Annotated in this window: 27 protein-coding genes; 8 read left to right on the top strand and 19 right to left on the bottom strand. The window is 74.4% G+C overall.

Annotated elements, in window-relative coordinates:
• The first annotated feature begins 13 nt into the window (after positions 1 to 13).
• The gene (locus tag DT057_RS07310; protein ID WP_128561419.1) at positions 14 to 2320 is read left to right on the top strand and encodes an amylo-alpha-1,6-glucosidase; all 2307 of its coding nucleotides are present in this window, start codon (positions 14 to 16) and stop codon (positions 2318 to 2320) included.
• 135 nt (positions 2321 to 2455) lie between these two features.
• Here DT057_RS07310 and infC read toward each other — a convergent pair whose 3' ends face one another.
• Together infC and DT057_RS07300 are read right to left on the bottom strand one after the other, a co-directional pair.
• On the bottom strand, positions 2456 to 2977 hold the full coding sequence (gene infC / locus DT057_RS07305; RefSeq protein ID WP_238312865.1) for a translation initiation factor IF-3: 522 nt from the start codon (positions 2975 to 2977) through the stop codon (positions 2456 to 2458).
• A 230-nt stretch (positions 2978 to 3207) separates the two neighbouring features.
• Positions 3208 to 4440 carry a glycosyltransferase family 4 protein gene (locus DT057_RS07300; RefSeq protein ID WP_128561417.1) on the bottom strand — a complete coding sequence of 411 codons (1233 nt, stop codon included), beginning with the start codon at positions 4438 to 4440 and terminating at the stop codon, positions 3208 to 3210.
• A 222-nt stretch (positions 4441 to 4662) separates the two neighbouring features.
• Here DT057_RS07300 and DT057_RS07295 point away from each other — a divergent pair, with 222 nt between their 5' ends.
• Positions 4663 to 5454 carry an alpha/beta hydrolase gene (locus tag DT057_RS07295; RefSeq protein WP_128561416.1) on the top strand — a complete coding sequence of 264 codons (792 nt, stop codon included), beginning with the start codon at positions 4663 to 4665 and terminating at the stop codon, positions 5452 to 5454.
• A gap of 10 nt (positions 5455 to 5464) precedes the next feature.
• Here the strand turns inward: DT057_RS07295 and DT057_RS07290 are convergent, their stop codons facing one another.
• The 14 genes from DT057_RS07290 to DT057_RS07225 form a co-directional block, all read right to left on the bottom strand.
• The gene (locus tag DT057_RS07290) at positions 5465 to 5716 is read right to left on the bottom strand and encodes a BQ00720 family protein (RefSeq protein ID WP_128561415.1); all 252 of its coding nucleotides are present in this window, start codon (positions 5714 to 5716) and stop codon (positions 5465 to 5467) included.
• Between the two features lie 90 nt (positions 5717 to 5806).
• Positions 5807 to 6241 (bottom strand): Hsp20 family protein, encoded by a 435-nt coding sequence (locus DT057_RS07285; protein ID WP_128561414.1) that lies wholly within the window; start codon positions 6239 to 6241, stop codon positions 5807 to 5809.
• 163 nt (positions 6242 to 6404) lie between these two features.
• The gene (locus DT057_RS07280) at positions 6405 to 7094 is read right to left on the bottom strand and encodes a DUF2939 domain-containing protein (RefSeq protein ID WP_238312864.1); all 690 of its coding nucleotides are present in this window, start codon (positions 7092 to 7094) and stop codon (positions 6405 to 6407) included.
• A 34-nt stretch (positions 7095 to 7128) separates the two neighbouring features.
• Positions 7129 to 7665: an RNA pyrophosphohydrolase gene (locus tag DT057_RS07275; RefSeq protein ID WP_128561413.1), complete on the bottom strand. Its 537-nt coding sequence runs from the start codon at positions 7663 to 7665 to the stop codon at positions 7129 to 7131.
• A gap of 88 nt (positions 7666 to 7753) precedes the next feature.
• On the bottom strand, positions 7754 to 8953 hold the full coding sequence (locus DT057_RS07270; protein WP_128561412.1) for a divergent polysaccharide deacetylase family protein: 1200 nt from the start codon (positions 8951 to 8953) through the stop codon (positions 7754 to 7756).
• A gap of 145 nt (positions 8954 to 9098) precedes the next feature.
• Entirely contained in the window at positions 9099 to 10421 is a 1323-nt protein-coding gene (locus tag DT057_RS07265) for a S41 family peptidase (RefSeq protein ID WP_128561411.1), read from the bottom strand.
• Positions 10421 to 11779, bottom strand: coding sequence for a murein hydrolase activator EnvC family protein (locus DT057_RS07260; RefSeq protein ID WP_128561410.1), 1359 nt, complete (start codon positions 11777 to 11779; stop codon positions 10421 to 10423). The genes DT057_RS07265 and DT057_RS07260 overlap by 1 nt, the downstream gene beginning before the upstream one ends.
• Positions 11779 to 12267, bottom strand: a complete 489-nt coding sequence (gene rlmH / locus DT057_RS07255; protein WP_128561409.1) for a 23S rRNA (pseudouridine(1915)-N(3))-methyltransferase RlmH — start codon at positions 12265 to 12267, stop codon at positions 11779 to 11781. The genes DT057_RS07260 and rlmH overlap by 1 nt, the downstream gene beginning before the upstream one ends.
• A gap of 30 nt (positions 12268 to 12297) precedes the next feature.
• Positions 12298 to 12630: a ribosome silencing factor gene (gene rsfS / locus DT057_RS07250; protein WP_128561408.1), complete on the bottom strand. Its 333-nt coding sequence runs from the start codon at positions 12628 to 12630 to the stop codon at positions 12298 to 12300.
• Between the two features lie 151 nt (positions 12631 to 12781).
• Positions 12782 to 13378 (bottom strand): nicotinate-nucleotide adenylyltransferase, encoded by a 597-nt coding sequence (locus DT057_RS07245; RefSeq protein ID WP_203236215.1) that lies wholly within the window; start codon positions 13376 to 13378, stop codon positions 12782 to 12784.
• A gap of 65 nt (positions 13379 to 13443) precedes the next feature.
• Positions 13444 to 14733, bottom strand: a complete 1290-nt coding sequence (locus DT057_RS07240; protein ID WP_128561406.1) for a glutamate-5-semialdehyde dehydrogenase — start codon at positions 14731 to 14733, stop codon at positions 13444 to 13446.
• A 128-nt stretch (positions 14734 to 14861) separates the two neighbouring features.
• Positions 14862 to 16001, bottom strand: coding sequence for an acyltransferase family protein (locus tag DT057_RS07235; protein ID WP_128561405.1), 1140 nt, complete (start codon positions 15999 to 16001; stop codon positions 14862 to 14864).
• 80 nt (positions 16002 to 16081) lie between these two features.
• Complete coding sequence (olsB, locus tag DT057_RS07230) at positions 16082 to 17107, bottom strand: l-ornithine N(alpha)-acyltransferase (protein ID WP_128561404.1); 1026 nt, start codon at positions 17105 to 17107, stop codon at positions 16082 to 16084.
• 211 nt (positions 17108 to 17318) lie between these two features.
• The gene (locus tag DT057_RS07225; RefSeq protein ID WP_128561403.1) at positions 17319 to 17714 is read right to left on the bottom strand and encodes a DUF2267 domain-containing protein; all 396 of its coding nucleotides are present in this window, start codon (positions 17712 to 17714) and stop codon (positions 17319 to 17321) included.
• Between the two features lie 267 nt (positions 17715 to 17981).
• On the opposite strand from DT057_RS07225, the gene rplU reads away from it, so the two are divergent.
• The 5 genes from rplU (at position 17982) to proB (ending at position 21952) form a co-directional block, all read left to right on the top strand.
• The gene (gene rplU, locus DT057_RS07220; RefSeq protein WP_128561402.1) at positions 17982 to 18299 is read left to right on the top strand and encodes a 50S ribosomal protein L21; all 318 of its coding nucleotides are present in this window, start codon (positions 17982 to 17984) and stop codon (positions 18297 to 18299) included.
• 78 nt (positions 18300 to 18377) lie between these two features.
• A complete protein-coding gene (gene rpmA / locus DT057_RS07215) occupies positions 18378 to 18680 on the top strand; it encodes a 50S ribosomal protein L27 (protein WP_128561401.1) in 303 nt (100 codons plus the stop codon).
• 192 nt (positions 18681 to 18872) lie between these two features.
• Positions 18873 to 19505 carry a GNAT family N-acetyltransferase gene (locus tag DT057_RS07210; protein WP_128561400.1) on the top strand — a complete coding sequence of 211 codons (633 nt, stop codon included), beginning with the start codon at positions 18873 to 18875 and terminating at the stop codon, positions 19503 to 19505.
• Positions 19506 to 19646: 141 nt separating this feature from the next.
• Positions 19647 to 20678 carry a GTPase ObgE gene (obgE, locus tag DT057_RS07205; protein ID WP_128561399.1) on the top strand — a complete coding sequence of 344 codons (1032 nt, stop codon included), beginning with the start codon at positions 19647 to 19649 and terminating at the stop codon, positions 20676 to 20678.
• Between the two features lie 119 nt (positions 20679 to 20797).
• Positions 20798 to 21952: a glutamate 5-kinase gene (gene proB, locus DT057_RS07200; RefSeq protein WP_238312861.1), complete on the top strand. Its 1155-nt coding sequence runs from the start codon at positions 20798 to 20800 to the stop codon at positions 21950 to 21952.
• 10 nt (positions 21953 to 21962) lie between these two features.
• Here the strand turns inward: proB and DT057_RS07195 are convergent, their stop codons facing one another.
• Genes DT057_RS07195 through DT057_RS07185 form a run of 3 tightly spaced genes read right to left on the bottom strand, consistent with a single transcriptional unit; the run spans position 21963 to position 24772 of the window.
• A complete protein-coding gene (locus DT057_RS07195) occupies positions 21963 to 22859 on the bottom strand; it encodes an SDR family oxidoreductase (RefSeq protein ID WP_128561397.1) in 897 nt (298 codons plus the stop codon).
• 33 nt (positions 22860 to 22892) lie between these two features.
• The gene (queG, locus tag DT057_RS07190; protein WP_128561396.1) at positions 22893 to 24041 is read right to left on the bottom strand and encodes a tRNA epoxyqueuosine(34) reductase QueG; all 1149 of its coding nucleotides are present in this window, start codon (positions 24039 to 24041) and stop codon (positions 22893 to 22895) included.
• 38 nt (positions 24042 to 24079) lie between these two features.
• A complete protein-coding gene (locus DT057_RS07185; protein ID WP_128561395.1) occupies positions 24080 to 24772 on the bottom strand; it encodes a glutathione S-transferase family protein in 693 nt (230 codons plus the stop codon).
• Between the two features lie 478 nt (positions 24773 to 25250).
• Here DT057_RS07185 and DT057_RS07180 point away from each other — a divergent pair, with 478 nt between their 5' ends.
• On the top strand, positions 25251 to 26054 hold the full coding sequence (locus tag DT057_RS07180; protein WP_128561394.1) for an undecaprenyl-diphosphate phosphatase: 804 nt from the start codon (positions 25251 to 25253) through the stop codon (positions 26052 to 26054).
• The last annotated feature ends 44 nt before the right edge of the window (positions 26055 to 26098 follow it).

Raw genomic sequence — 26098 nt, 5'->3', positions numbered from 1 at the left:
GAGATCCGTGCCGATGGTCGAGACCGTCCGGGCGCCCGCTCACCCCACCGCCTCCGCCGCGCCGTCGGACGACGAGCACCTGCCGCAGTACCACATCGAGGCCCAGACCTCGCTGGTGGAGCGGCCCCTGCGCTCGCTCAAGCACGGCGACGCGTTCGCGGTGCTGGACAGCTACGGCGACATCGGCGTGTTTCCCGGGCCCGAGGGCCTGTACTTCCAGGACACCCGCTTCCTCTCGCGCCTTGAGCTGACGGTGGAGGGCCAGCGGCCCCTCCTGCTCGGCTCGGTGATCCAGGACGACAACGGGGCGCTCTCGGTCGACCTCACGACGCCCGACATCCGGCTCGACGCCGGCGACGAGACCAGCATCCCGCGGGAGATCATCGCGCTCGAGCGCACCAAATTCCTGTTCCGCGGCACCTGCTACGACCGCATCGGCCTGCGCAACTACGACACCAAGCCCCGCCACCTGCGCGTCGCGGTCACCTTCGACGCGGATTTCCGCGACCTGTTCGAGGTGCGGGGCACGAACCGGACCGAGCGCGGCCGGCGCAGCGTCGAGGTCTCGGGTCCCGCCGAGGTCACGTTCCGCTACGTGGGGCTCGACGCGCGCAGCCGCACGACCCGGATGCATTTCGGGCCGAGGCCCGCGCGCCTGGAGCCGAACCGGGCGGAGTTCGAGGTGCGCCTCGCGGCCGGGGGCCGGGCCTCGGTCTTCGTGCGCGCCGTCTGCGACACGGTGGACCTGAGCCGGGAGGGCGTCGCCGTGGCGGCAGTGGGCAGCGCGCTGCCGCCGACCTCGGCCGCCTACCCCAAGCCGCGCCGGGACGACGGCCACCCGAAGGGCGAGGGCATGGCCTTCGCCCTGGCGTACCGGGACGCGCGCCGGGACCTGCGGGCCGCCACCGACGGCATCACCACCATCGAGAGCTCGAACGACCAGTTCAACGAGGCCGCCTGCCGCGCCACGGCCGACCTCTACATGCTGGCGAGCCGCACGCCGCAGGGCATCTACCCCTACGCCGGGATCCCCTGGTACAGCACCGTGTTCGGGCGCGACGGCATCATCACCGCCATGATGACGCTGTGGATCGACCCCAACATCGCCAAGGGCGTGCTGCGCCACCTCGCGGCGACGCAGGCGACCACGATCGACCCGGCCGCCGACGCCCAGCCCGGCAAGATCCTGCACGAGACCCGCAACGGCGAGATGGCGATCCTCGGCGAGGTGCCGTTCCGCCTCTACTACGGGACGATCGACGCCACCCCGCTCTTCGTGATGCTGGCGGGCCAGTACTACGAGCAGACCGGGGACCGCGCGACGATCGCGGAGATCTGGCCCAACGTGCTGGCGGCGCTGGCCTGGATCGACCGGTACGGCGACCGGGACGGCGACGGCTTCGTCGAGTACGCCCGCGAGACCGACAAGGGCCTGGCGAACCAGGGCTGGAAGGACAGCCACGACTCGATCTTCCACGCCGACGGCCGCATGGCCCACGGGCCGATCGCGCTCTGCGAGGTGCAGGGCTACGTCTACGCGGCCAAGCGCGGCGCCGCCAAGCTCGCCCTGGCGCTCGGCGACGCGGCCTTGAGCGAGCGGCTGAAGGCGGAATCCGAGCGCCTGCGGCAGGCCTTCGACGCGGCGTTCTTCCTGCCCGAGATCGGCACCTACGCCCTCGCCCTCGACGGCGAGAAGCGCCCCTGCGCGGTGCGCTCGTCCAATGCCGGCCACGCGCTCTTCACCGGCATCGCCTTCCCGGAGCGGGCCGAGAGCGTCGCCGCGGTGCTGATGTCGCGGGACGGCTTCAACGGCTGGGGCGTGCGCACCATCGCGGTGGGCGAGGCGCGCTACAACCCGATGTCGTACCACAACGGCTCGATCTGGCCGCACGACAACGCCCTCGTGGCGCTCGGCCTCGCCCGCTACGGGCTGAAGGCCGAGGCCGCACGGGTGTTCGAGGGCCAGCACGGCGCTTCCCTGTACCAGGAGGGGCGGCGCCTGCCGGAGCTGTTCTGCGGCTTCATCCAGCGCAAGCAGCGCGGGCCGACGAACTACCCGGTCGCGTGCAGCCCGCAGGCCTGGGCCGCCGCGGCGCCGTTCGCGTTCCTGGCGGCCTGCCTCGGGCTGGAGCTGCGCCACGACCGCAACCGGATCCGCTTCCGCGACCCGATCCTGCCGGCCTTCCTCGACGACGTGCTGATCCGCAACCTCAGGCTCGGAGGCTCGCGGGTCGACCTGCTGCTGCACCGGCACGGCCCCGACGTCACCGTCAACGTGCTGCGCCGGAGCGGCGACGCCCAGGTCGTGCTGCTCAAATGACGACGGGCCGGGACGCGCCCGGCCCTTCGATCCCGCGAGCCGGGGGCTCGGGCCCGCGAGCCGGAGGCTCGGGTCGCGAGCCGCGGGCTCGGGTCGTGCGAGCCGGAGGCTCTCGGGCCTTGCGCGTCCGGGGGCTCAGCGCGGCGCCAGGATCATGATCATCTGGCGGCCCTCGAGCTGCGGCTCGCTCTCGACCTTGGCGATCTCCTGCGTCTCGGCCTTCACGCGCTCGAGCAGACGAAGTCCGAGATCCTGGTGCGCCATCTCGCGACCGCGGAAGCGGAGCGTCACCTTGACCTTGTCGCCCTCCTCGAAGAAGCGCTGCACGGCCTTCATCTTGACTTCGTAGTCGTGCTTGTCGATGCCGGGCCGGAGCTTGATCTCCTTGACCTCGACGGTCTTCTGCCGCTTGCGCGCCTCGGCCTGCTTCTTCTGCTCGTTGAAGCGGAAGCGGCCGTAGTCGAGAAGCTTGCAAACCGGTGGCGCCGAGTTGGGCGCGATCTCGACGAGGTCGAGGCCGGCCTCTTCGGCGAGCTGCAGCGCGTCGAAGAACGCCATGACGCCGCGGTTCTGGCCGCTGTCGTCGATGAGCTGAACTTCACGGACGCCGCGGATATCCCGGTTGGCGCGCGGCCCGTCCTTCTGCGGGGCCGGCATGGCTCTCATAGGTCTGCGAATGGCTGTAATCTCCTCAATGACGTCGGCCGGCGGCAGGCCGGGAACCGTTCGCCCCGAAGGCCGGTCCCGAACCACCGCGCGGTCAAACTCAGGTGAACGCGGTCACCTTGGCTAAACCGCACGCGTTGTCAACTCGCGGATGCGGAACTTGGTTGCGGGAAGGCGAATCTCGCGTGAGATCTTGGCCGTCCGCTGTCTTCGCGCGCGCCTCAGGGCCCCTGCCCCGGTATCGGGGCGTCCAGGAGCGCGCTATAGACCTCCAGAGTATCTGCGAGCATGCGCTCGAGGGAGAAATGCTGCTCGACGTGGGCGCGCGCCCGGCGCACCAGGGCGTCCCGGGCGCTGGCCCCGAGCTGGAGCACCTCCGCGAGCGCCGCCGCGAGGGCTGCGGCGTCGCCGGCCGGCACGCGCCAGCCCGTCCGCTCGGAGGCGGGCACCTCCGGGGGGGCCAGCACCGTCTCGGGCACCGCGCCGAGGTCGGACACGACCACCGGGGTGCCGAGGGCCTGGGCCTCCACGGCCGAGCGGCCGAACGCCTCCGGCTCGGTCGAGGGCACCGCCACCACGGAGGCGGCCCGGAAGGCCGCCGGCATGTCGGCGCAGTGCCCGACCCGGCGCACGATCCCGGCCAGGCGATGGGCGGCGATGAGGGCGTCGAGCTCCCGGACGTAGGCCGTGCGTCCCTGCGGGTCGCCGGCGAGCACCACCGTGAAGTCGGCCATGCCGCGGTCGCGCAGGGCGGCGGCGGCCTCGATCAGGACCCGGTGGCCCTTCCAGGGCGTGAGGCGCGCGGCGAGCAGCACGACGCGCTCATGCGGCGCCACACCCCAGGACCGGCGCAGGGCCTCGACCCGGGCCGGTGCGACCTGGGACGGCGCGAAGGCCGCGAGGTCGGTGCCGCGATGGATCACCCGCAGGCGCTCTCCCACGACGTGGGGATGGAGGGCCAGGATCGCGTCGGCCGTGAAGTGGGAGTTGGCGATCACCACGTCGCCCCGCGCCATGACCGAGTTGTACAGGAGCTTCACCGGGGTGCGGCCGGAATAGCTGCCGTGGTACGTCGTCACGAACGGGATCCGCAGGCGGCGATGCACCCCGAGGGCGACCCAGGCCGGCGCCCGCGAGCGGGCGTGGATGAGCGCGACCCCCTCGGCCCGGCAGATCCGGGCGAGGCGCCCGACGTTCAGCGCCATGGCGAGGGGATTCTTGCTGCGGGCCGGGAACGGCACCCAGACCCCGCCCTTGGCCTGGAGCTCGCCGACGAGGCGGCCGCCCTCCGTGGCGACGAGCGCCCGGGCACCCACCGCCGCCAGCGCCGCCGCGACGTCCACTGCCGTGCGCTCGGCGCCCCCGGCGTCCAGATCGGGGATGATCTGGAGCACCGTTCGCCCCGCGAGGGGGTGGCTCGCGGCCGGAAAGGGCGTGGCCTGGCTCGACGGCATGAGGTTCCGGGTCAGTGCTGTGATGGTCGCTCTCGCGGCAATGCGGTGCCCGCTCCGTGCAGGGTTGGCGTGGCGGGCGGACTTCGTCGTAGAAGCCGCCCTCGGCTCGGTGCGCGACAATCGCGTGATCGCGTTGCGGATCGGTAAACCCTGGCGGTCGCCCGGTCCCGGCCGGCGGCCGCGCCGAAGAGCTGACATAGGGCCGTCACCGGGAACAGCGACATGAACGACGAGAGCGCACGCAGCCCCGCCACCCTGATGCCGGTCGGCACTGGCCCCGGGGCGCGCCGGCTCGCCACCCTGGTGCGCCCGGGCGCGGGGCCGCCGGTGGTCTGGCTCGGCGGCTTCCGGTCCGACATGCGCGCCACCAAGGCCGAGGCCCTGGACGCGTGGGCTGCGGCGCGAGGCCGCAGCCTCGTGCGCTTCGATTACGCCGGACACGGCGAGTCGGAGGGGCGCTTCGCGGATTTCACGATCTCGGACTGGCTCGCGGACGCGGAGGCGGTGATCGGCCGCCACGCCGCCGAGCGGCCGGTCCTCGTCGGCTCGTCGATGGGCGGCTGGATCGCCCTCCTGGCCGCGCGCCGGGTGCGCCCGGCCGGCCTCGTGCTGATCGCGCCCGCGGTGGACTTCACCGAGGAGCTGATGTGGGCGCGCTTCCCCGAGGAGGTGCGCGCGCAGGTGATGCGGGACGGGGTCTGGCAGCGCGGCTCCGCCTACTCCCCGGAGCCGACCCCGGTGACGCGGGCCCTGATCGAGGACGGGCGCCGGCACTGCCTGCTCGGTGCCCCGATCGATCCGGGCTGCCCGGTGCACATCCTGCAGGGCATGGCCGACCCGGACGTGCCGTGGCGGCACGCCCTGAGGATCGTCGAGCGCCTGCCCGGGCACGGCGTGATCCTCACCCTGATCAAGGACGGGGATCACCGCCTGTCGGGCCCGGCCGACCTCGACCGCCTCGTCGCGGCGGTCGAGGGCGTGGCGCCACCGGCTATGGCGCCACCGGCGCCGTGAGCCTTGCGGCTCAGTGCACGCTGACGGCCTGGAGGTCGTTCGCCCAGGCGTTGGCGATCGCCGCGTCGCGGCTGTCGGTGAGCAGGATCGGGGCCCCGCTCGCCGAGAGCAGGGCGAACACGTCGAGGCCCGGGGTCAGGTCCGGCGCCTGCGGGAAGAGCCGCATGACGTCCTCGGAGCGCATGGCCCGGACGTAGGCGACGTGGCCCTCGCCGAGGGCCGCGAGCGCGTCGGAATCCATGGTGTGGGTAGCGTCGGTCATGATGCGCCCTCCTCTATCAGGCGGCAGAGCGAAGGCCGGCGATACCCCGAAGCGGCATCGGTCCGGCCGGTGAACAGGATATGGGGAGCCTCACTCGGCGTCGCGCGACCCGATGTCGATCCGTCGCACGATCCGCTCCGGCTCCGGCCGCGCGAGGTCGATGGACAGGAGGCCGTTCGAGAGATCGGCGCCCAGGACCTCCATGCCGTCGGCGAGCAGGAAGGCGCGCTGGAACTGGCGGGCCGCGATGCCGCGATGCAGGTAGGTCCGGCTCTTGTCGTCGGCCTGGCGGCCGCGGACGATGAGCTGGCTCTCCTCCAGAGTCACGTCGAGCTGGTCGCGCGTGAAGCCCGCCACCGCCAGCGTGATGCGGAGCCGCTCGGGCTCGCGGTCGGTGCGCACGAGGCGCTCGATGTTGTAGGGCGGGTAGCCGTCGTTCGCCGCCTTGGCGACGCGGTCGAGCGCCTGCTCGATCTCGTCGAACCCCAGCAGGAACGGATGCCCGAAGGGCGAGGGACGCGTCATGTCGTGTTCGAAGCCCTGTTGCGACGAGGCACTTCGGTGGGTGCGAGCCCGCGGATGCAGCGCTCGTGCGGCCGACCGCAACCCTGCCGGCCTCGGCAGATATGAGGGCCGGCCGACGGCTCATCAAGGGGCCGCGGGGCGCCGTGCCGGGCTCGTCCCCCGCTCACCGCTTGGGGGCGCGGGTGAGCTTCTGGCTGATGCGCTCGCGCAGGTCGGCGGGGAGCTCGAGGTCCACCACCCGCCAGGTCCAGCCGCGCAGGCGCAGGCGCAGGCGGAACTGGCCCTCGTGGGGGCGGTTCGGCGGGTAGCTCACCACGATGCCCCGGAATCCCCGCGGCTCCGCCGAGCGGAAGAGCGCGAAGAGCTGCCACAGGCTCGTGGCCGGGAGGCCGACGCGCTCAGGGTGGGGCGCCTCGCGGGTCCCGGCGGGCGGGCTCTCCTGCAGGGCAGGGCTTTCGCGGGAGGCAGGGCTCTCGCGGGGGGCCGGGCCGTCCAGCGGGCGGGCGTCGAGGACGAGGCGCTGCGGCCAGCCGTCGTCGAGGAGGTCGATCAGGGTCTCGGGGGTGACCAGGGTCTCCACCACCGGCTCGGCGAGGGTTCCGGCGGCCTCGTTGAGGATCTGGCGCTCGCGGGGGGAGAGGTCGCGCCGGGCCGCGATCCCGTCGACGGCCGCCGCCATCGCCTGCTTGGTCAGGGAGAGGCGCAGGGTGCGGAAGTTGACCCGGTCGGCCACCGCCTGGGCGTCGTGGGCCTGCACCGCACGGGCGAGGCGGTAGAGCGCGACGTAGGGCGAGAGCCCGTAGGCGAGCCAGAACAGCAGGATCGCCAGGAACGCGCACCCCCCGCGGATCATGCCCGGGCCGCGCCGGTGGGAACGGGGGCGGCCGTCACGCCGGGCGGGCGAAGGGCGCGAACGCGGCGATCACCTGCTCGTAGACCGGGCGCTTGAACGGGATGATGAGGTCCGCGAGGTTGGCGAGGGGCTCCCAGCGCCAGGCGTCGAACTCCGCCTTGTGGGCACCGCCGGCCGGATGGTGGATGTCGATCTCGCTGTCGGCGCCCTGGAAGGCGAAGGCGAACCATTTCTGCGTCTGGCCCCGGTAGCGCCCCTTCCAGGGCTTGCCCGCCGCGAAGGTCGGCAGGTCGTAGCTGTACCAGCCCGGAGCCTCGGCGAGGAAGCGCACGGAGCCCGGCGCCACGTTGGTCTCCTCGTAGAGCTCGCGCAGGGCGGCGTCCCGGGGCGCCTCGCCCGCGTCGATGCCGCCCTGGGGCATCTGCCAGGACCGCCCGCCGAGGCTCGCCCCCGCCTCGCCCCGGCGGTGCCCGGCGAAGACGAGGCCGTCGCGGTTGAAGAGCGCGATGCCGACGCAGGGGCGGTAGGGCAGGTCGGCGAGGGCGTCGGGGGAGCGGGTCGGGGGCGACATCGGGGCGACCTTACGGGCATTTCGCGCCGGAGGGGAGGCCGGCCGGCGCCAGGGGCTGCGGGGGCGTTGCGGTCGCGGGGCGCCGGGCTCACGGGGCGGTGCGCAGCGCCCGGCTGACCGGGACGAGCAGGATCCCCCGCGCCTCCAGGTCCCGGGACCAGCGCGCGACGCGGTCGATGGAGAGCGGCAGGGCGCTGGCGCTGCCGAGGGCGAAGCCGGTCCTGCGGGCGGCGTCCTCCAGGCGGGCGAGCTCGCGGTCGATGGCGTCCGGGCGCGGCACGGCGTCGACCACGATCTCGGCCCGGGCCGCCGGGACCTTGGCCTTGCGGGCGGCCTCGCGGGCGACCGAGCGCGGCGAGGAGCCGTCGTCGAGGAAGCCGAGGCCGCGGGCGCCGATCTCCCGCAGCACCGGGTCGAGGGCGGCGGGCTCCCCGGTGAAGCGCGCGCCCATGAAGTTCACGACCCCGACCGCGCCCGGAACCCGGCCGAGGACGAAGCCGAGGCGGTCGATGTTGTCGGCCGCCCTCGCGCCCGCGAGGAGCGTCTGGGGGCCCGGATCGTTGTCGGGATAGTCGAAGGGCTCCATCGGGGCCTGGACCATGACCTCGTGGCCCGCCTCCCGGGCCCGGGCGACCGCCCGCAGCACGTCGGCGCCGTAGGGCGCGAACGCCAGGGTGACGGCGGGGGGCAGCTTCTGCACGGCGTCCTGGGTCGCCGCCTGCCCGATGCCGAGGCCGGCGACGAGGAGCGCGACCCGCCCGGCCGGGGCTCCGCCCCGCTCCAGGCCCGGCGCCTCGGGGCGGGCGTAGACGTCGAGGGCGCGGCTGCCGTCGGGCCCGATCCGCGGCAGGGTGCCGTAGCGCCCGCGCTCGACGAGGCGCGGGTCGGGCGCGGGCGCGAGCTGGACCGGGCCGGCGCCCGGCACCCGGATCACCACGGAATCCGGCGCGGCGGTGCCGTCCGGCCGCGTGACCGCGACGCCGGAGGCGCGCTCGACCTCGCCGGCGCTGCGGCTCGCCCCCTCGCCGGCGCCCCGCGCCGGGGCGCCCGCCTCGGGCCGGTCCGGGGCGGGCTGGCGGATCTCGATCGGCACGAGGACGTGGGGCTCGCCCCCGAGCGGGTCGTCGCTCAGGCCGAGGTAGCCCGCGAGGGCCAGGACGGCGGCGCCCGCGGCGCCGGCGAGGATCGGCCCCGGCCGGAGCGCGGCGCGCCGGCGGGCCGCGCGGGAGGGCGCGCCGTCCCGGAGCCCGAGCGGACGGGTCAGGATGTTGTCGGACGCGAGGGTCACAGGCTGGAGGTCCCGCGACCGTGTCATTGCACGCGAAAGGCCCGCAGCGCCGGTCGTTGAACCGGCATTGCGGGCCTTCATGGTTAACGCGAGCCTAAGATCCCGCGCCGGGCGCGCCGGCGCGGCTCATTTCGGCACGCCGGGCTCAGTTCGGGACGTTGGTCTTCGCGGTGTTGGCCGCCCCCTTCTGCACCCCGTGCAGCACGTCGACCGCGGCGCTCAGCTGCTTGTCCTTGGCCGGGTCCGGCGGGACGTAGGCCGACGAGCCGCCGCGCTCCTCGGTGTCCTTCTGCTTGAGGTGCCCCTTGAGGCCGGCCTCGCCCTTGGTCTCGTCCTTGCCCTTCAGCTCGTCGGGCACGTCCTGCAGCACCTCCTGGTCCGGCTCGATGCCCTTGGCCTGGATCGAGCGGCCCGACGGCGTGTAGTAGCGGGCCGTGGTCAGCCGCAGGGCGCCGTTGCCGCCGAGCGGGATGATCGACTGCACCGAGCCCTTCCCGAAGGAGCGCGTGCCGAGCACCGTGGCGCGCTTGTGGTCCTGGAGGGCGCCGGCGACGATCTCGGAGGCCGAGGCGGAGCCGCCGTTGACCAGCACGACGACGGGCTTGCCCTTCGTCAGGTCGCCGGACTTGGCCGAGAAGCGCTGCGTCTCGTCCGGGTTGCGGCCGCGGGTCGAGACGATCTCGCCCCGGTCGAGGAAGGCGTCCGACACCATCACGGCCTGGTCGAGGAGGCCGCCCGGGTTGTTGCGCAGGTCGAGGATGTAGCCCTTCAGCTTGTCGCCCGGCAGGTCGTTCGAGAGCTTCTCGATGGCGGCCTTCAGGCCGTCGAAGGTCTGCTCGTTGAACTGGGTCAGCCGGATGTAGCCGACGTCCCCGCCCTCGGTGCGCGAGCGCACGGGCTTGATGCGGATCAGGTCGCGGTTGAGCGTGACCTCGATCGGGTCCTTGGCTTCCTTGCGGGTGATCTTCAGCTTGACCGGGGAGTTGACCGGGCCGCGCATCTTGTCGACGGCCTGGTTGAGGCTGAGGCCCTGCACCTGGTCGTTGTCGATCTGCGTGATCACGTCGTTGGCGAGCAGGCCGGCGCGGGCGGCGGGCGTGTCGTCTATCGGGGTCACGACCTTGATCAGGCCGTCCTCCATCGTGACCTCGATCCCGAGGCCCCCGAACTCGCCGCGGGTCTGCACCTGCATGTCGCGGAAGCTCTTCGCGTCCATGTAGCTCGAGTGCGGGTCGAGCGACGTCAGCATGCCGTTGACGGCCGCCTCGATCAGCTTCGCCTCGTCCGGCTTCTCGACGTAGTCGGTGCGAATCTTCTCGAAGACGTCACCGAACAGGCTGAGCTGGCGGTAGGTCTCCGCCGAGGCCGCGACGGCGCTCGTGCTCGACAGCAGGTGGGTCTGAGTCGCCACCGTGGCCGTCCCGGCGCCCAGGATGGCTCCGAACAGGACGAGGGAAACTTTGCGCATTATCCGCGAACCTTCTCGCTTGACCCTTTGGCCCACCAAGGATCCGGGTCGATGGAGCCACCGTCTTTTCGAAACTCGACGTACAGGACGGGATCGTTCCGTCCGCCGGCTCCTGCCGAAGGTGCGGAGCCCGTGTCCCCCATGACGGCGACCGGCTCCCCCGCGAGCACGAACTGACCTACCTCGACGTTGATCTGATCCATGCCCGCCAGGAGCAGATAGTAGCCGTCGCCGGCATTGATGATCAAGAGACGACCGTAGGACCGGAACGACCCCGCGTAGGCGACCCAGCCGTCCGCCGGGGAGGACACGACGCCGCGCGGCCGGGTGCCGAGCGAAATGCCGCGGGTGGTGCCGCCGTTTCCGTCGGGGCTCGCGAACCCCCTGACCACCTCGCCGCTCACCGGGCGGGGCACGAGCCCGCGGGCCTGCCCGAAAGGCATCTTCGGTGCCAGCCGGGCCGGGTCGCGCAGGGCCGCGGCGGCGAAGCGCTCGCGGGTCTCGCGGGTCTCGGCCTCCGCGGCCTGCCGGGCGGCGGCGTCGGCGCGCCGGGCCGCCGAGACCTCGCCGTCGAGGCGGTCGACGAGGTCCTTGACGGTGCGGGCCTGCCCGGCGAGGCCGGCGGCGCGCTCCCGCTCGGCCGAGAGGCCGCTCTCGGTCTCGCTGATGCGGGATTGCCGGGCCGCCACGAGGGCGCCGAGGCGCTGCTGCTCGGCGCCCCAGCCCGCGAGGTCGCCCCGCAGGGTGGCGCGGTCGGCCGCGATGAGCCCGCGCAGGCGCACGAGTTCGGCGAGGTCGCCCGCCAGGGTCTCGGCCTCGCCCTGCAGCTCGGGCACCACGGCGCCGAGCAGCATCGAGGTGCGGATGGCCGCCAGCATGTCCTCGGGCTGCACCAGCACCGCGGGCGGCGGGCGCCGCCCCATGCGCTGGAGCGCCGCCAGCACCTCCGCGATGACGGTGCGGCGGCCCTCGAGGGAGCGGCGGATCCCGGTCTCGTTCTCGGTCATGGCCTGGAGGCGGGCCTCGAGCTCGGAGATGCGCGTCTCCGCCTCCTGGGCCTTGCGGGCGGCGTCGATCAGGGCCTGGTTCAGCCGGGCGCGGTCGCCCTTCATCTCCGCCACCTCGCGCTCGAGGCGCGCCCGGGTCTCGGCGCTGGCCTGGAGCGCCGCTTCGAGGGCCCGCAGGCTCTCCGCCCGCCGCTCCTTCTCGGCCTGGGCCCGCGCCACCGCGTCCGCCTTCTCGATCCCGGGCCTGTCGCCGCCGGGCCTGTCGGCGGGCGCGGCGTTCTGGGCAAGGGCCTTCTGGGCGGCGGCCGCCGGCGCGAGCAGGAGCGCGGCGAGCAGGAGCCAGGCGCGCATCACGGAGCGCCGCGGTGGTAGGGATGCCCGGACAGGATCGTCATGGTCCGGTAGAGCTGCTCCAGGGCGAGGACGCGCACGAGGCCGTGCGGCAGGGTCGCGGCGCCGAAGGCGAAGAGCAGGTCGGCCCGCGCCTTCACCGTAGGGTCGAGCCCGTCGGCGCCGCCAATCACGATGGCGAGACCGGGGCGCCCGCCGTCCCGCCAGGCCCCGACCTGCGCGGCGAGGGCCTCGCTCGTGATCGCCCGGCCCCCCTCGTCGAGCACGAGGGCAGCCGCCCCGGCCGGGATCGCCGCCAGGATCAGGGCGGCCTCCTCGGCGCAGCGGTCGGGGGCGCGCCGCGCCCGGCTCTCCGGAATTTCCACAGGCTGCACCGCCGAGAAGCCGAGGCCGCGCCCGAGGGCGTCGGCCCGGGCGAGGTAGCCCTGCGCGAGCTCGCGCTCGGGCCCGCGCTTCAGCCGACCCACCGCGACGAGAGCGAGCCGCACGCCGTCACCCGATCCCGTCCGTGGGCGCGTCTAGCCGGCGAGGCGGTCGCCCGGCCGGTCGGCGCCCCAAATCTTCTCGAGGTTGTAGAAATGGCGCACCTCGGGCCGGAAGATGTGGACCAGGAGGTCGCCGGCGTCGATCAGCACCCAGTCGCAGGCGGGCATGCCCTCGACCCGGAGGTTGCCGAAGCCCCGCGCCTTGAGCTCCTGGAGCACCTTGTCGGCGATGGAGCCGACGTGGCGCTGGGAGCGGCCGGAGGTGATGATCATGGCGTCGGCGATCGAGGTCCGGCCGAGGAGGTCGATCTCGACCGTGTCCTCCGCCTTCATGTCCTGGAGGCAGCCGAGGGCGACCGACCGCATGTCCTCGGCCGCCGGCGCGGGCGCCTCGGTGGGAGCGGGACGCTCGGGCAGGCGAGCCTCGCGAGAAGACGATTCGTTCAGTGCCGACCCCTGTCGATGCGGCGCCGGCTGGCGCGCGTCGCCCGAACATAAGGTCTCGGGGGCCGGAGTTTCAAGTTGACTCGCGCGAATCGCCGCGGAGGGGCGCCCGCGCCCGGTTGCGCAGGGCCGTGGAGGAGAGGTCCGAGCGCGGGCCGTGCAGGAAGACCCAGGCCGGGGGATCGAGGTCGGCGAGCTCCGGCGCGTCGGCCTCGTCGATCCGGTAGCGCGCCAGGGCCTGGGCGGCCCGGGCCGCCGTGGCGGTGAGGGTGAAGCCCGGCCGGTCGATGACCGCGATGGGCATCGCGGCGGCGATCTGGCGGAAGCCCTGCCAGCGGTGGAAGCTCGCGAGGCTGTCGGCGCCCATGATCCAGACGAAGCGGATGTCCGGGCGCCGGCGGCGCAGCCAGGCGAGGGTCTGGCGGGTGTAGCGGGCGCCGATCCGCGCCTCGAAGTCGGTCACGGCGATGCGCGGATCGTCCGCGATGGCCCGGGCGCCCGCGACCCGGGCCGCCGAGGTGGCGAGCTCGCGCCGGTCCTTGAGCGGGTTCCCCGGGCTCACGAGCCACCAGACCCGGTCGAGGGCGAGGCGCCGCAGGGCGAGCTGGCTGACGTGGAGGTGGCCGGCGTGAGCCGGGTTGAACGAGCCGCCGTAGAGGCCGACCCGCAGACCCGGCGCCAGGGGTGGCAGGCGGACCGTCACGGCGGCGCGCCCCTAACGCCGCGGCGCCCGGGTCACGGCCTCACTTGCCCGGTGCCGTGCACCCGGTACTTGAAGGTGGTGAGCTGCTCGACGCCGACGGGCCCGCGGGCGTGCATGCGGCCGGTGGCGATGCCGATCTCGGCGCCGAACCCGAACTCCCCGCCGTCGGCGAACTGCGTCGAGGCGTTGTGGACGACGATCGCCGAATCGACCTCGGCGAGGAAGCGCTCCGCCGCCGCCGCGTCCTGCGTCAGGATCGACTCGGTGTGGTGGGAGCCGAAGGTCTCGATGTGGTCGATGGCGGCGTCGAGCCCGTCCACCACCCGCACGGCGATGATCGCGTCGAGGTACTCGGTGCGCCAGTCGTCCTCGGTGGCGGGCGTGACGCGGGGGTCGACGGCGCGGGTCGCCGCGTCGCCGCGCACGGCGCAGCCGGCGTCCAGGAGGTCGGTCACCAGGGGCGCGAGGTGGCTGCCCGCGCAGGCGCGGTCGACCAGGAGGGTCTCGGCGGCGCCGCACACGCCGGTGCGGCGCAGCTTGCTGTTGCGCAGGACGCCGCGCGCCATGGCGAGGTCGGCCGCGGCGTGGACGAAGACGTGGCAGATGCCCTCGAGATGCGCGAAGACCGGGACCCGGGCCTCGGCCTGCACCCGCTCCACCAGGCTCCTGCCCCCCCGGGGCACGATTACGTCGACCGTGCCGTCGAGCCCGGTGAGCAGGGCGCCGACGGCGGCGCGGTCGCGGGTCGGCACCAGCTGGACCGCGTCCGCCGGCAGGCCGTGCGCCTCCAGCCCCGCCGTGACGGCCGCCGCGATGGCGGTGGCGCTGCGGTGGCTGTCCGAGCCGGCGCGCAGCACCGCGGCGTTGCCGGCCTTGAGGCAGAGGGCGGCCGCGTCCGCCGTCACGTTGGGCCGGCTCTCGAAGATCACCCCGACGACCCCGAGCGGCGTCGCCACGCGCTCGATGAGGAGGCCGTTCGGCCGCTCGTAGGCGGCGAGCCGGCGCCCGACCGGGTCGGGCAGGCCCGCGATGCTCTCGAGCGCGGCCGCCATGGCCTCGATGCGGCCCGGGCTCAGCGCCAGGCGGTCGAGCGTGGCGGCGGACGCGTCCCTGGCGCGGGCCTCCGCCACGTCGGCCTGGTTCGCCGCGAGAATGTCCGGCGCGGTGGCGCGCAGGCGCGCGGCGGCCTCCCGCAGGGCCGCATCCTTCCGCGCCGCCGGGGCGAGCGCCACGCGGCGGGCGGCGATCCGGGCCCTGCGGCCGATCTCGCGCATCAGCGCATCGACGTCCTCGGAGCGGGGCTTCAGGTTCAGCACGGACACGAGAGTCTTCCCTGCCGCCCCTTCGGGCGGCGCGTCGTCACGGGGGAGCCGTCATGCCACGCCGGGGCGCGGGGCCACAAGCCGCGCGGGGAGCGGGGCCGGGATGCCCGGGGCGAGCGGCGCGGCGCTCAGGAGGCCCTGGCGCCGGCCCGCGCGGGCGCGGGAGCGCCCGGCAGGCCGCTCGCCGCGAGGGCGCGGAAGATCAGGGCGCGGTAGGCGCCCGGCCGCTCGACCACCCGGGCGGCCGCGTAGGCGATCACCTCGGCGAGCAGGATCGCGGCGGCGACGCTCGCCGCCGCGCCGGCCGGGCCCGGCAGCAGGCCGAGATGCTCCCGGAGCGAGAAGACCAGCACCAGCACGGGGTTGTGCGCGACGTAGAGCGTGTAGGAGAACGAGGCCGTGCCCCTGAGCCGCGCCACCGCGGCGGCGGCGGCGCCGGTCCCGAGCGCGAGGCCGAGGAGCGCGAGCGCGAGCGGCAGCCCGAGGAGGGCCTGGTAGGCCAGGAACGCCGGCGCGTTGCTCATCTGGTCGAGGAAGCCGCGGCCGCCGACGAAGCCGAGCGGCAGGAGCGCGAGGCCGAGCGCGACGGGGCCGGTCGCGGGTGCGCCCGCCAGCGCCCGCAGGCGCGGATGGGCCCCCAGCAGCGCCGCCAGGGCCCCGCAGCCGAACAGCGCCAGGGATTGCAGGTAGAAGAAGCGGTCCGCGGTGAGCCAGGTCAGGGCCAGGACGGCGAGGCCGGCGCCGGCGCGCCAGGGGCCGCGGCGCACGAACGCCAGGGCGGCGAGGGCCGCGATGCCGTAGAGGTAGACCTCCTGGCGCAGGCTCCAGAGCGCCCGGTCGATCACGAACGTGACGTCGAGGTTGCCGAAGGTCAGGGTCACCCCGCGCAGGAACGCCGCGGCCCCCATCGCGTAGCCGGTCTCGGGCACCTGGTGCAGGGGCAGCCCGGCCCGGCCCGCCGCCCCGACCGCGAAGGTCAGGAGCACGGCGAAGACCAGGGGCGGCCAGATCCGGGCGACGCGGTGGACCGCGTAGGCCAGCGCGAAGGCCTCGCCCTCGCGGGCGACGAGGCGCCTCAGGCTCGTCGCGATGACGAAGCCGCTGAGGCAGAAGAACACCATGACGGAGAGCCGCGCGAGCCAGCCCATGGCGCCGGCGAGGGGCGTCGGCTCGGTCAGGAGCACCGCGCCGAGGGCGTGCGAGAGCAGCACCGTCTGGGCCGCGAGGCCGCGCACGCCGTCGAGGGCGTCGTAGCGATAGTCGCGCATGGTCTCCCCCAGAGCCCGGCGCGGCGCACGATGGGCCGAGCACGAATGGGCCGAGCACTAGGCGGAGGATTCGGCCCGCATTAAGGCGGCCCGGCCGGGGGCGCCGGGGCGTGGCATTCCGGCGACACAGCGCCCCGGGCGGCGTGCCGGTCCGCGCCGGCGCCGAAATGCCCGACGTAGCGCGGCGCGATGGCCTCGACGGGGAGCACCACGAAGACGTCGGTGGTGCCGAACTGGCGGTCGACCACGGCGCCGTCCCCGAAGGTGGCCCCGACGCGCAGGTAGCCCTTGATCAGGGGCGGCAGCGCGTGGAGCGCGGCCTTGGGGTCGATGGCCTCGCGGCTGAGCCGGTCCATCGGGACGTGGCGACCCGGCAGGGCCCGGGCGCGCCAGGCCTCCGGGGCGCGGGCGAAGTGGTGCAGGAAGCTCAGCGGCAGGGCGAGCCGGTCCGGATCGGTCCCCTCCAGGCTCGCGCAGCCGAGCATCGCGTCGACGCGGTGGTGCAGCACGTAGGTCCAGATGCCGTGCCAGAGCAGCTCGACGGTCCGCTTGGTGCGGTAGGGCTTGAGCACGCAGGAGCGGCCGAGCTCCAGCACGCGCCTGCCCGGGTTCGCGTCGAGGATCGGCCCGAGCTCGTACTCGCCGGCGCTGTAGAAGCCGAAAGCCCGGTCGGCCTGGTCCTGGCGCAGGAGGCGGTAGGTGCCGACGACGAGCGGCCGCGGCTTGCGGAACGGCCGCACCTCGCGCGCCGCGTGGTCGATCACCAGGAGGTGGTCGCAGACCGCGTCGTACTCGTCGACGTCGCGGCGCTTGCGCAGGGCGGCGATGCTCGGGACCGCCGCCATCTCCTCGTAGAAGACCCGGTAGCGCAGGCGCTGGGCCCGCTTGACCTCCCGCGGCGCGGTGGCGAGGCGCACCTCCAGGGACCCGATGCGGCCGAGCACCGGGCCGAGGCCGAGGGCCGGCCGCGGCGCGAGGCGCGGGAAGAGCCGGGCGGGCGGGGCGCCGTCCCGCAGCTGGATGCCGCCCTCGGCGGCGCGGCCGAGCAGGCGCCCCGGGAGCGTCACGGGCTCCGGGGGCGAACCGCGGGAGAGGAACGGAAGCATGGGGTGGCATCCCGTGCGGCGCGGGGGGAGCGTCCCCCCGCGCCTCGTCGGCGGTCGCTGCGCCGCCGCCGGGACAACATCACGAAGGTCGTACGATTGTGTGACACGGGTTCGCGAGGCGCCGCAACGGCTTGGCGGGGCCGCGGCGGCCCCCTGGGCGGGGCCGCGGCGGCCCTCCTCTGCGGGGCCGGGGCAGGCCCCGCCCCGGCCCTCAGACGAACTGGCTCAGGCCCGGGACCGAGCCGACGATCGGCCCCATCGTATCCTCGCCGGCCTTCTCCCGGCCGTAGGCGAAGAGCTCGCGGCCGAGGGGCTGCATCTGGCCCATGGGCACGCCGGCGGACATGAGCTTCTGGCCGAGCGCCATCACGCCCCCGCCCATCATGCCGCCGAGCATCCCCATCAGGCCGCCGCCGCCCTCGCCCGGGCCGCCGTCGCCGGCCTGCGCGACCGCCGCCTCGGCGCCCGGCATCGCGGCCAGGAGCCGGCCCACCTCCTCGGGCGGTCCCTCCTTCTGGAGGAAGGCCAGGATGAGCCCGATCGCCGTCTGGGCCGTGGTCGCGTCCAGTCCCGTGGCCTGCGTCACCCGGGCAACAAGCTCGTCCATCCTGATCTCCTGCGCGTACGAGGTGGAGCGGTCTTCGGCGAAGCCCCTCGCGAAATCAAGGCGGGGTCCGAAATCCCCTCCGGACGGGCGTTGACAGCGCCGGGGTCTTGCCCGTATCGGTGCTCTCCTGGCGCGCGGACCGGTTCGGCCCGCGCGCCGTCGCGTTCGCGGGGTCCCGGACGGGTTCGCGCGGCGTCAACTGTCAAGAAGACGGTCCCGGTGGGCGTCGCGCCCGCGCGGAGACCGGATGGAACACGGACGAGAACGATGTTCGCAGTGATCAAGACCGGCGGCAAGCAGTACCGCGTCGCCGCCAACGACGTCATCACGATCGGCAAGCTCGAGGGCGAGGCCGGCTCCGCCGTGACCTTCGGCGAGGTGCTGCTCTACGCCGACGAGGCCGGCGCGACCCAGGTCGGCGCGCCCCTGGTGTCCGGCATCAGCGTCGCCGGCGAGATCGTCGAGCAGACGCGCGGCCCGAAGGTGATCGCCTTCAAGAAGCGCCGCCGCCAGAACTCGCGCCGCAAGCGCGGCCATCGCCAGGACCTCACCGTGGTCCGCGTCACGGGCATCGGCGCCGCTTGAGCAGCCGGCCGCGCGCCCGGCCGCCGGGCGCCTGCCCGCCCCGGCGCGCCCACACCGTAGGATTCAGGAGTTAGCCCCATGGCTCACAAGAAAGCAGGCGGTTCGTCCCGCAACGGCCGCGATTCCGCAGGCCGCCGCCTCGGCGTCAAGAAGTTCGGCAGCGAGGCCGTGATCGCCGGCAACATCATCGTGCGCCAGCGCGGCACGCGCTGGCATCCCGGCAGCAATGTCGGCATCGGCAAGGACCACACGCTCTTTGCCCTCACGGACGGCCGCGTGCAGTTCGTGACCAAGCGAGGCCGGGCCTTCGTGACGGTGGTGCCCGCCAACCAGGACATTCCGGCCGCCAAGGCCGAGCCGGCCCTGGAGGCCGCAGAGTAGACCGACGGAGCCAGTGACGAAGGAGCTCCGCCGGTGTCCCCACACCGACCCGGCGGAACTGCGGTCCTGGCCCCGAGAAGGCCACGCTCCGATCAGGAACCCGGGGGGAAGGTGGGGCGCCACCTTCCCCTTCGTCGTTCTCGTGGCCGTGCGCGGGGGTTTGACCCGTTCCGGCCGGACCGGAGTCAGGCGATGTTCCCCGACCTCACCCGCGACGACGTCTTCCGGCTCGAGACCCGGAGGCTGTGGCTGCGCTGGGCCCGCCAGGCCGACGCGCACGCCATCGTACGCCTCGCCGGGGAGAAAGCGGTCGCCGGGATGACCGCCCGCATTCCGCACCCGCTCGATCCGCCGAGCGTCGAGACGTTCATCATCGAGGCGCGCCGGGCCAACGCGGAGGGCCGGTCGCTGACCATGGCGATCACGCCCCGGCGCCAGCCCGGCACGGTCATCGGCGTCGTCGGCATCACGCCCGACCCGGAGCGGGGCGTGCCGCATCTCGGCTACTGGCTCGGCGTCCCGCACTGGGGCCAGGGCCTCGCCACGGAGGCGGCCCGGGCGATGATCGACGCCTTCTTCGCCTACACGGACGGGCGGGAGCTCACCGCCTCGGCCCGGGTGGTGAACCCGGCCTCCCGGCGGGTGTTGGAGAAGTGCGGCTTCGCGGCCCTCGGCTCCGGGCTCCAGGCCTTTCCGGCGCGGGGCGGCGTGTTCCCGGTCGACCATTTCCGGCTCGACCGCCGCGCCTGGGACAGCCTGAAGACCTGGCGGGCGGCCGGCCTCGTCTTCGACCGGCCCGATTCCAGGCCGTGCCTCGGGGCGTGAGGCCCCGTCGCTGAGCATCGGCCGGGGGCGCGCTCCCCGGCCCCCCGCGTCGCCGCAACCCGGCGACGCGCCCGCGCGGCGGGTCCGCCGCGAGGACGCACGGGCGGGATCCACCGTCCAAGAGGCCAGGAGAGCGGTGTCGTGAAGTTCCTCGACGAGGCCAAGGTCTACGTCCGCTCCGGCGACGGCGGCGCCGGCTGCGTCTCGTTCCGGCGGGAGAAGTTCATCGAGTTCGGCGGGCCGGACGGCGGCGACGGCGGCCGGGGCGGCGACGTCTGGGCCGAGTGCGTCGAGGGGCTCAACACCCTGATCGACTACCGCTACCAGCAGCACTTCAAGGCCCGCAAGGGCGAGCACGGCTCGGGCCGCAACCGCGCCGGCGCCAAGGGGCCCGACGTGGTCCTGAAGGTGCCCGCCGGCACCGAGATCCTGGCCGAGGACCGCGAGACCCTGGTGGCGGACCTGACCCGGGTCGGGCAGCGGGTGCGCCTCGCCAAGGGCGGCAACGGCGGCTTCGGCAACGCCTACTTCACGACCTCGACCAACCGCGCGCCGCGCCACGCCAACCCGGGCCTCGAGGGCGAGGAGCACTGGCTCTGGCTGCGGCTCAAGCTCATCGCGGATGCCGGCCTCGTCGGGCTGCCGAACGCCGGCAAGTCGACCTTCCTGGCGACCGTGACGGCGGCCAAGCCCAAGATCGCGGACTACCCCTTCACCACCCTGCATCCCGGCCTCGGCGTCGTGCGGGCCGACACGCGGGAGTTCGTCCTCGCCGACATCCCGGGCCTGATCGAGGGCGCCCACGAGGGCGTCGGTCTCGGCGACCGCTTCCTCGCCCACGTCGAGCGCTGCCGGGTGCTCCTGCACCTCGTCGAGGGCACCAGCGAGGACGCGGCCGCCGCCTACCGGCTGGTGCGGGCGGAGCTCGAGGCCTACGGCCACGGCCTCGGCGACAAGCCCGAGGTGGTGGCCCTGTCCAAGGCCGACACGCTCGATCCCGAGACGCTGGCGGCCCAGGCCGCCCGCCTGGAGGAGGCCGCCGGCACGGCGCCCCTGATCCTGTCCTCGGCGACCCGCCGGGGCGTCCCCGAGGCCCTGCGCGCGCTCCTGGCCCGGATGGACGCGGCGGCGGCCGAGGCGGCGCCGGCCGCGGACGCCCCCTGGCAGCCCTGAGCGGGTCTCACCCGGCGCTCACGATCCCCGCGGGCGCGGCGGCCCTCCGCGCCCACCGACCTCTCCGGCACCGTGCCATGATCCCTTCCCCGACCGCCCCCGCCCCGACGGCCCCTGCCTTGACGACCCCCGTCCCGACGACCCTTGCCTCGACCACCCCTGCCCTCGACCAGTTCCGCCGGGTCGTCCTGAAGGTCGGCTCCGCGCTCCTCGTCGATCGGGCGCGGGGGCGGCTGCGCCACGCCTGGCTCGCGGCCCTCGCCGAGGACATCGCCGACCTGCACGCCCGCGGCGTCGACGTGCTGGTGGTGTCCTCGGGCTCCATCGCCCTCGGCCGCACGGTCCTGGGCCTCGGCCCCGGGGCGCTGCGCCTCGAGGAGAGCCAGGCCGCGGCGGCGGTCGGGCAGATCGCGCTCGCCCGCCACTGGTCGGAGGCGCTCGCCCATCACGGCATCGTGGCGGGCCAGATCCTGGTGACGCCGCAGGACACCGAGGAGCGCCGCCGCTACCTCAACGGCCGGGCCACCATCCTGAAGCTCCTCGAGGAGCGCGCCGTGCCGGTCGTCAACGAGAACGACACCGTGGCCACCTCCGAGATCCGCTACGGCGACAACGACCGCCTCGCCGCCCGGGTCGCCACCATGATCGGCGCCGACCTGCTGGTGCTGTTCTCCGACATCGACGGCCTCTACACCGCGCCCCCGGCGAGCGACCCGGGCGCCCGGCACCTGCCGGTGATCGCCCGCATCACCCCGGAGATCGACGCGATGGCGGGCGGGCCCGCCTCCGAGCTCTCGCGCGGGGGCATGCGCACGAAGGTCGAGGCCGCCAAGATCGCGGTCCAGGGCGGCACCCACATGATGATCGCGGACGGGCGGGGGAAGAACCCGCTCAAGGCCGTGACGGAGGGCGCGCGCTGCTCCTGGTTCCTGTCGGGCTCGACGCCCGGCGCCGCGCGCAAGACCTGGATCGCCGGCTCCCTCGAGCCGCGCGGAGCCCTGAGCATCGACGCCGGGGCCGAGCGGGCGCTCCGGGGCGGCGCCAGCCTGCTGCCGGTCGGGGTGGTGCGGGTCGAGGGCGCCTTCGCCCGCGGCGACGCCGTGACGATCCGCTCGCGCTCCGGGCAGGTCCTCGGCCGCGGCCTCGTCGCCTACGACAGCGACGACGCGGCCCGGATCATCGGCCGCTCCAGCCGGGAGGTCGAGGCGGTCCTGGGCTATCCCGGCCGGGCCGCCATGGTGCACCGGGACGACCTCGCCCTCCTGGGAGAGTAGGCGCGCCCCGTCAGGCCGCGGGCGGCTCCGCCTCCCCGGCCAGGCCGCGCAGGCCCTCCCGGTAGGTCGGGTAGCGCAGGCGCACGCCCAGCTCCTCAAGGATCAGCCGATTGCGCACCCGCTTGTTCTCGCCGTAGAAGCTGCGCGCCATCGGGCTGAGGGCGGCCGTGGCGAAATCCACCGCCGGCGGCACCGTCAGGCCCGCCAGCGCCGCCGCGAACGCGGTCACGTCCTGGGGCGGCGCCGGCTCGTCGTCCGTGACGTTGTAGATCGCCCCGGGCCGCGGCCGGTCGAGGGACGCCGCCAGGGTCGCGGCGATGTCGTCGACGTGGATGCGGTTGAAGACCTGGCCCGGCTTGACGATGCGCTGCGCCTTGCCCTCCCGCAGCTTCACGAAGGCGTTGCGGCCCGGGCCGTAGATGCCCGAGAGGCGGAACACCTGCACGGCCTTGCCGGTGCGCGCACCGAGGTCGCGCCAGGCCTCCTCGGCCGCGACGCGGGCACGGGTGCGGTCGTGGGTCGGGGCGGGCGGCGTCTCCTCGTCGATCCAGGCCCCGCCCTGGTCGCCGTAGACCCCGATGGTCGACAGGTAGCCGATCCACCGCGCGGGCCCCGCCGCCACCGCCTCCGCGAAGGCCCGCAGCGCCGGGTCGCCGGCGTCGTCGGGCGGGATCGAGACCAGGAGCGCGTCGCTGCGCGCGAGGTCCCCGGCGATGCGCGGATCCGCCTCCGCCGGCGAGAAGACCCGCAGCGCGACGCCCGCCGGCGCGCCGGGCGCCTCGCCCGGCCCCTGGCGGGTCGCCGCGACCGGCCCCTGGCGGGTCGCCGCGACGGCACCGAAGCGGGCCCGCTCGCGCGCCACGAACTGCCCGGCGGTGTAGCCGAGCCCAAAGACGAACAGGTTCATGCCGGCAGCCTATCCCCGGTTGGCACCGCGCCCTTATGCAGGGCGCCGGCCCCGTTCCGCCAGGGGAACGGGCGCCCGGGCGCCCGGGCTTTTCGCCGCCGCCCACTCGGCCAGCACGTCGGGATCCGCCTCGCCGGCCGGCGCGCCCGCCGGCAGGCGCTCCGGCGCCAGGCGCGCCAGGGCCCAGACCGCCATGCCCCGCACCAGGGGCGCGGGGTCGCCGAGCAGGCGGGCGGCCTCCTCGGCGAGCGCGGGCTCGCCCGAGTTGCCGATGGCGATCAGGACGTTGCGCAGGAAGCGCTCCCGCCCCGCGCGCTTGACCGGCGTGCCCGCGAAGCGCGCCCGGAACGCGGCCTCGTCGAGCCGCGCCAGCGCCGCCAGGGGCGGCGCCGCGAGGTCGTCGCGGGTCGCGAGCCGCGCCTCGCGGGTCTCAGCCGCGAACTTGTTCCACGGGCAGACCGCCAGGCAATCGTCGCAGCCGAAGATCCGGTTGCCCAGGGGCTCCCGGAACTCGGGCGCGATCGGGCCGGGATGCTCGATCGTCAGGTAGGCGAGGCAGCGGGCGGCGTCGAGCTGGTAGGGGGCCGGGAAGGCGGCGGTCGGGCAGGCGTCGAGGCAGCGCCGGCAGCTCCCGCACCGGTCGGCGGCGGGCGTGTCCGCCGGCAGCTCGGCGCTGGTGTAGATCGCCCCGAGCAGGAGCCAGTTGCCGAAATCCCGCGACACCAGCACCGTGTGCTTGCCCTGCCAGCCGAGGCCCGCGGCGGCGGCGAGCGGCTTCTCCATCACGGGCGCGGTGTCCACGAACACCTTGACCTCGGCGCCGGCCCGGGCCGCGAAGGCCCCCCCGAGCTCCTTCAGCTTGCCCTTGATCACGTCGTGGTAGTCGCGCCGGCGGGCGTAGAGCGCGATGGCGCCCCGGGCGGGCTCCCGCAGGGCCGCGAGGGGATCGCCCGCCGGGCCGCAGCTGACGCCGAGCATCACGATGCTGCGCACCGCCGGCCAGAGCGCCGCCGGCGCCGCCCGCTCGGCGGCGCGCTCGCCCATCCACGCCATGCCGGCGTGCCGGCCCTGCGCCAGCCAGGCGGCGAGCCGCCCGGGCAGGTCCGGCACCGCGTCCGGGCGCGTCACCGCGAGGGCGTCGAAGCCCTGGCTGCGCGCCCGGGTCTCGAGGAAGCGCCGCAATCCGGCGCCGGCCTCCGGCGCCGGCGGCCCCTGCCCGCTCAGAAATCGAGATCCGCGTAGTGGTCCGCCGGCGCCATGCCGGCCACCCGGTCGGCGAGCAGGCCGCGGAAGGACGGGCGGGACTTCACCCGCGCGTACCAGTTCCTCGCCGTCTCGTCCTCGTCCCATGGCACGTCGCCCAGGTAATCCGCGCAGGAGAGATGGGCCGCCGCCGCCAGATCCGCATAGGTCATATGGCCGCCCGCGAGCCAGTTCCGCCGGGCGATCAGGTAGCCGATGTACTTCAGGTGGTAGCGCACGTTGCTGCGCGCCGCCCGGATCGCGTTCATGTCCGGCGGACCGCCGCCGAGCGTCGAGGTCATGAAGCGCTTGTGGATCTTCTCGGTGACGAGGTAGCCGGTGACCTCCTGGTCGAACTTGTTCAGGAACCAGTCGAGCAGGCGCCGCACCTCGACCCGGGCGGCCGGCGCCTCCGGCAGCAGCCGGAGCCCGCTGGCGCCGAGGCCCCGCGTCTCGTCGAGGTACTCGGCGATGACGGCGGCGCCCGGCACCGCGAGCCCGCCCTCCTCCACCAGGACCGGCGTGGTGCCGGCCGGGTTGAGGATCAGGAACTCCTCGCGGCGCTCCCAGGGGCGCTCCTCGACGAGCTGCGGCTCCATGCCGATCTCGGCCATGACCAGGCGCACGAAGCGGGAATGCGGGCAGAACGAGGAATGGTGGAGCGTCGCCATGCGGAGCCGTATCGCGCTGTAAAGGTTGGCTGGCCTTGGATCTCGGCTGGCGGGGAGGGAACGCCCGACTTGAACCCGACCGGATTAACGGGCGGTCACCGGCGCGACGATGTCTTGCGGCATCCTTAACACGCTCGGCCGGTGCTGGTAACCGAGACGCGACCACGAGGGCGCGGCCCGGGCGCGGCGCCCGCGCCGGGCCGGGCCGGCGCGGCCCTAGGTCGTTGATTTCGCCACCGTTTCCTCGGCAAACCGTTTCCGTTCCGACACGAAATGCTCTAAGGGCCGGCGGGGCATGCGGGCGCGGCATGGCTTCGCCTCGATTCGGCGCGAGTCCGCCCGCATGGGTCCATCCGCCGCCGGGCGCGGCCAATCCCGCCGCGGGGCGGTCCGAGACGAGAGAGCAGGCCATCATGATCAGTGCGCCGAGGGGGATCGCGGGCCTGCCCGCCGACGGGTCGCGCCGGGGAGCGTGCTGATGGACATCGCCAGCATCGGCAAGGCCGTCGTGCTCGCCCTCGTGGAGGGCGCCACCGAGTTCATCCCGGTCTCCTCGACCGGGCACCAGCTCCTGGTCGGGCACTTCATCGGGTTCCAGTCGCCCAACAACACCTTCGAGGTGCTGATCCAGCTCGGCGCCATCCTGGCGATCGTCGGGGTCTATTTCCGCCAGCTCCTCGACCTGCTGCGCCGGGCCCCCCGCGACCCGGGCGCCCGCCACTTCATCCTGGCGATCCTGATCGCGTTCCTGCCGGCGGCGATCATCGGCGGCATCTTCTCCAAGTACATCAAGTACTACCTGTTCAATCCCTGGATCATCTGCTCGACCCTGGTCGCCGGCGGCCTCGTGCTGCTCGTGATCGACGAGACCGAGATCGAGCAGAAGTACGACGACGTGCACGAGTTCTCGCTGCCGATGGCGCTGAAGATCGGCCTGTTCCAGTGCCTGGCGATGATCCCGGGCGTGTCGCGCTCGGGCGCCACCATCGTGGGGGCGATGCTGATGGGCTCGGGCAAGCGCGCCGCCACGGAGTTCTCGTTCTACCTCGCCATGCCCACGATGGCCGGGGCCTTCGCCAAGGACCTGCTCGACAACTACAAGAACCTCTCGCGGGACGACGCGGGGCTGATCGCGATCGGCTTCGTGGTCGCGTTCCTGTCGGCCCTGTTCGTGGTCCGCAAGCTCCTGGCCTACGTCTCCCGGCACGGCTTCGCGCTGTTTGCCTGGTGGCGGATCCTCGTCGGCGCGGCGGGGTTCGCGGGGCTGATCGTCTTCGGGTAGGGAGCCGCGCCCGGCCATTGACGAGTGGCGCGGCGATCCCGTGT

Origin of the sequence: Methylobacterium crusticola (assembly GCF_003574465.1) — a bacterium.
Lineage (GTDB): Bacteria > Pseudomonadota > Alphaproteobacteria > Rhizobiales > Beijerinckiaceae > Methylobacterium > Methylobacterium crusticola.
The sequence above is the reverse complement of the archived record's forward strand: the minus strand, read 5'-3'. Positions and strand labels throughout refer to the sequence as shown.

Bases quoted from the DNA above. Each gene is read 5' to 3' on its own strand.
- DT057_RS07310 (WP_128561419.1), top strand. From the start codon at position 14: ATGGTCGAGACCGTCCGGGCGCCCGCTCACCCCACCGCCTCCGCCGCG.
- infC (WP_238312865.1), bottom strand. From the start codon at position 2,977: ATGCCGGCCCCGCAGAAGGACGGGCCGCGCGCCAACCGGGATATCCGC.
- DT057_RS07300 (WP_128561417.1), bottom strand. From the start codon at position 4,440: ATGCCGTCGAGCCAGGCCACGCCCTTTCCGGCCGCGAGCCACCCCCTC.
- DT057_RS07295 (WP_128561416.1), top strand. From the start codon at position 4,663: ATGAACGACGAGAGCGCACGCAGCCCCGCCACCCTGATGCCGGTCGGC.
- DT057_RS07290 (WP_128561415.1), bottom strand. From the start codon at position 5,716: ATGACCGACGCTACCCACACCATGGATTCCGACGCGCTCGCGGCCCTC.
- DT057_RS07285 (WP_128561414.1), bottom strand. From the start codon at position 6,241: ATGACGCGTCCCTCGCCCTTCGGGCATCCGTTCCTGCTGGGGTTCGAC.
- DT057_RS07280 (WP_238312864.1), bottom strand. From the start codon at position 7,094: ATGATCCGCGGGGGGTGCGCGTTCCTGGCGATCCTGCTGTTCTGGCTC.
- DT057_RS07275 (WP_128561413.1), bottom strand. From the start codon at position 7,665: ATGTCGCCCCCGACCCGCTCCCCCGACGCCCTCGCCGACCTGCCCTAC.
- DT057_RS07265 (WP_128561411.1), bottom strand. From the start codon at position 10,421: ATGCGCAAAGTTTCCCTCGTCCTGTTCGGAGCCATCCTGGGCGCCGGG.
- DT057_RS07260 (WP_128561410.1), bottom strand. From the start codon at position 11,779: ATGCGCGCCTGGCTCCTGCTCGCCGCGCTCCTGCTCGCGCCGGCGGCC.
- rsfS (WP_128561408.1), bottom strand. From the start codon at position 12,630: ATGCGGTCGGTCGCCCTCGGCTGCCTCCAGGACATGAAGGCGGAGGAC.
- DT057_RS07235 (WP_128561405.1), bottom strand. From the start codon at position 16,001: ATGCGCGACTATCGCTACGACGCCCTCGACGGCGTGCGCGGCCTCGCG.
- olsB (WP_128561404.1), bottom strand. From the start codon at position 17,107: ATGCTTCCGTTCCTCTCCCGCGGTTCGCCCCCGGAGCCCGTGACGCTC.
- DT057_RS07225 (WP_128561403.1), bottom strand. From the start codon at position 17,714: ATGGACGAGCTTGTTGCCCGGGTGACGCAGGCCACGGGACTGGACGCG.
- rplU (WP_128561402.1), top strand. From the start codon at position 17,982: ATGTTCGCAGTGATCAAGACCGGCGGCAAGCAGTACCGCGTCGCCGCC.
- rpmA (WP_128561401.1), top strand. From the start codon at position 18,378: ATGGCTCACAAGAAAGCAGGCGGTTCGTCCCGCAACGGCCGCGATTCC.
- DT057_RS07210 (WP_128561400.1), top strand. From the start codon at position 18,873: ATGTTCCCCGACCTCACCCGCGACGACGTCTTCCGGCTCGAGACCCGG.
- DT057_RS07195 (WP_128561397.1), bottom strand. From the start codon at position 22,859: ATGAACCTGTTCGTCTTTGGGCTCGGCTACACCGCCGGGCAGTTCGTG.
- DT057_RS07185 (WP_128561395.1), bottom strand. From the start codon at position 24,772: ATGGCGACGCTCCACCATTCCTCGTTCTGCCCGCATTCCCGCTTCGTG.
- DT057_RS07180 (WP_128561394.1), top strand. From the start codon at position 25,251: ATGGACATCGCCAGCATCGGCAAGGCCGTCGTGCTCGCCCTCGTGGAG.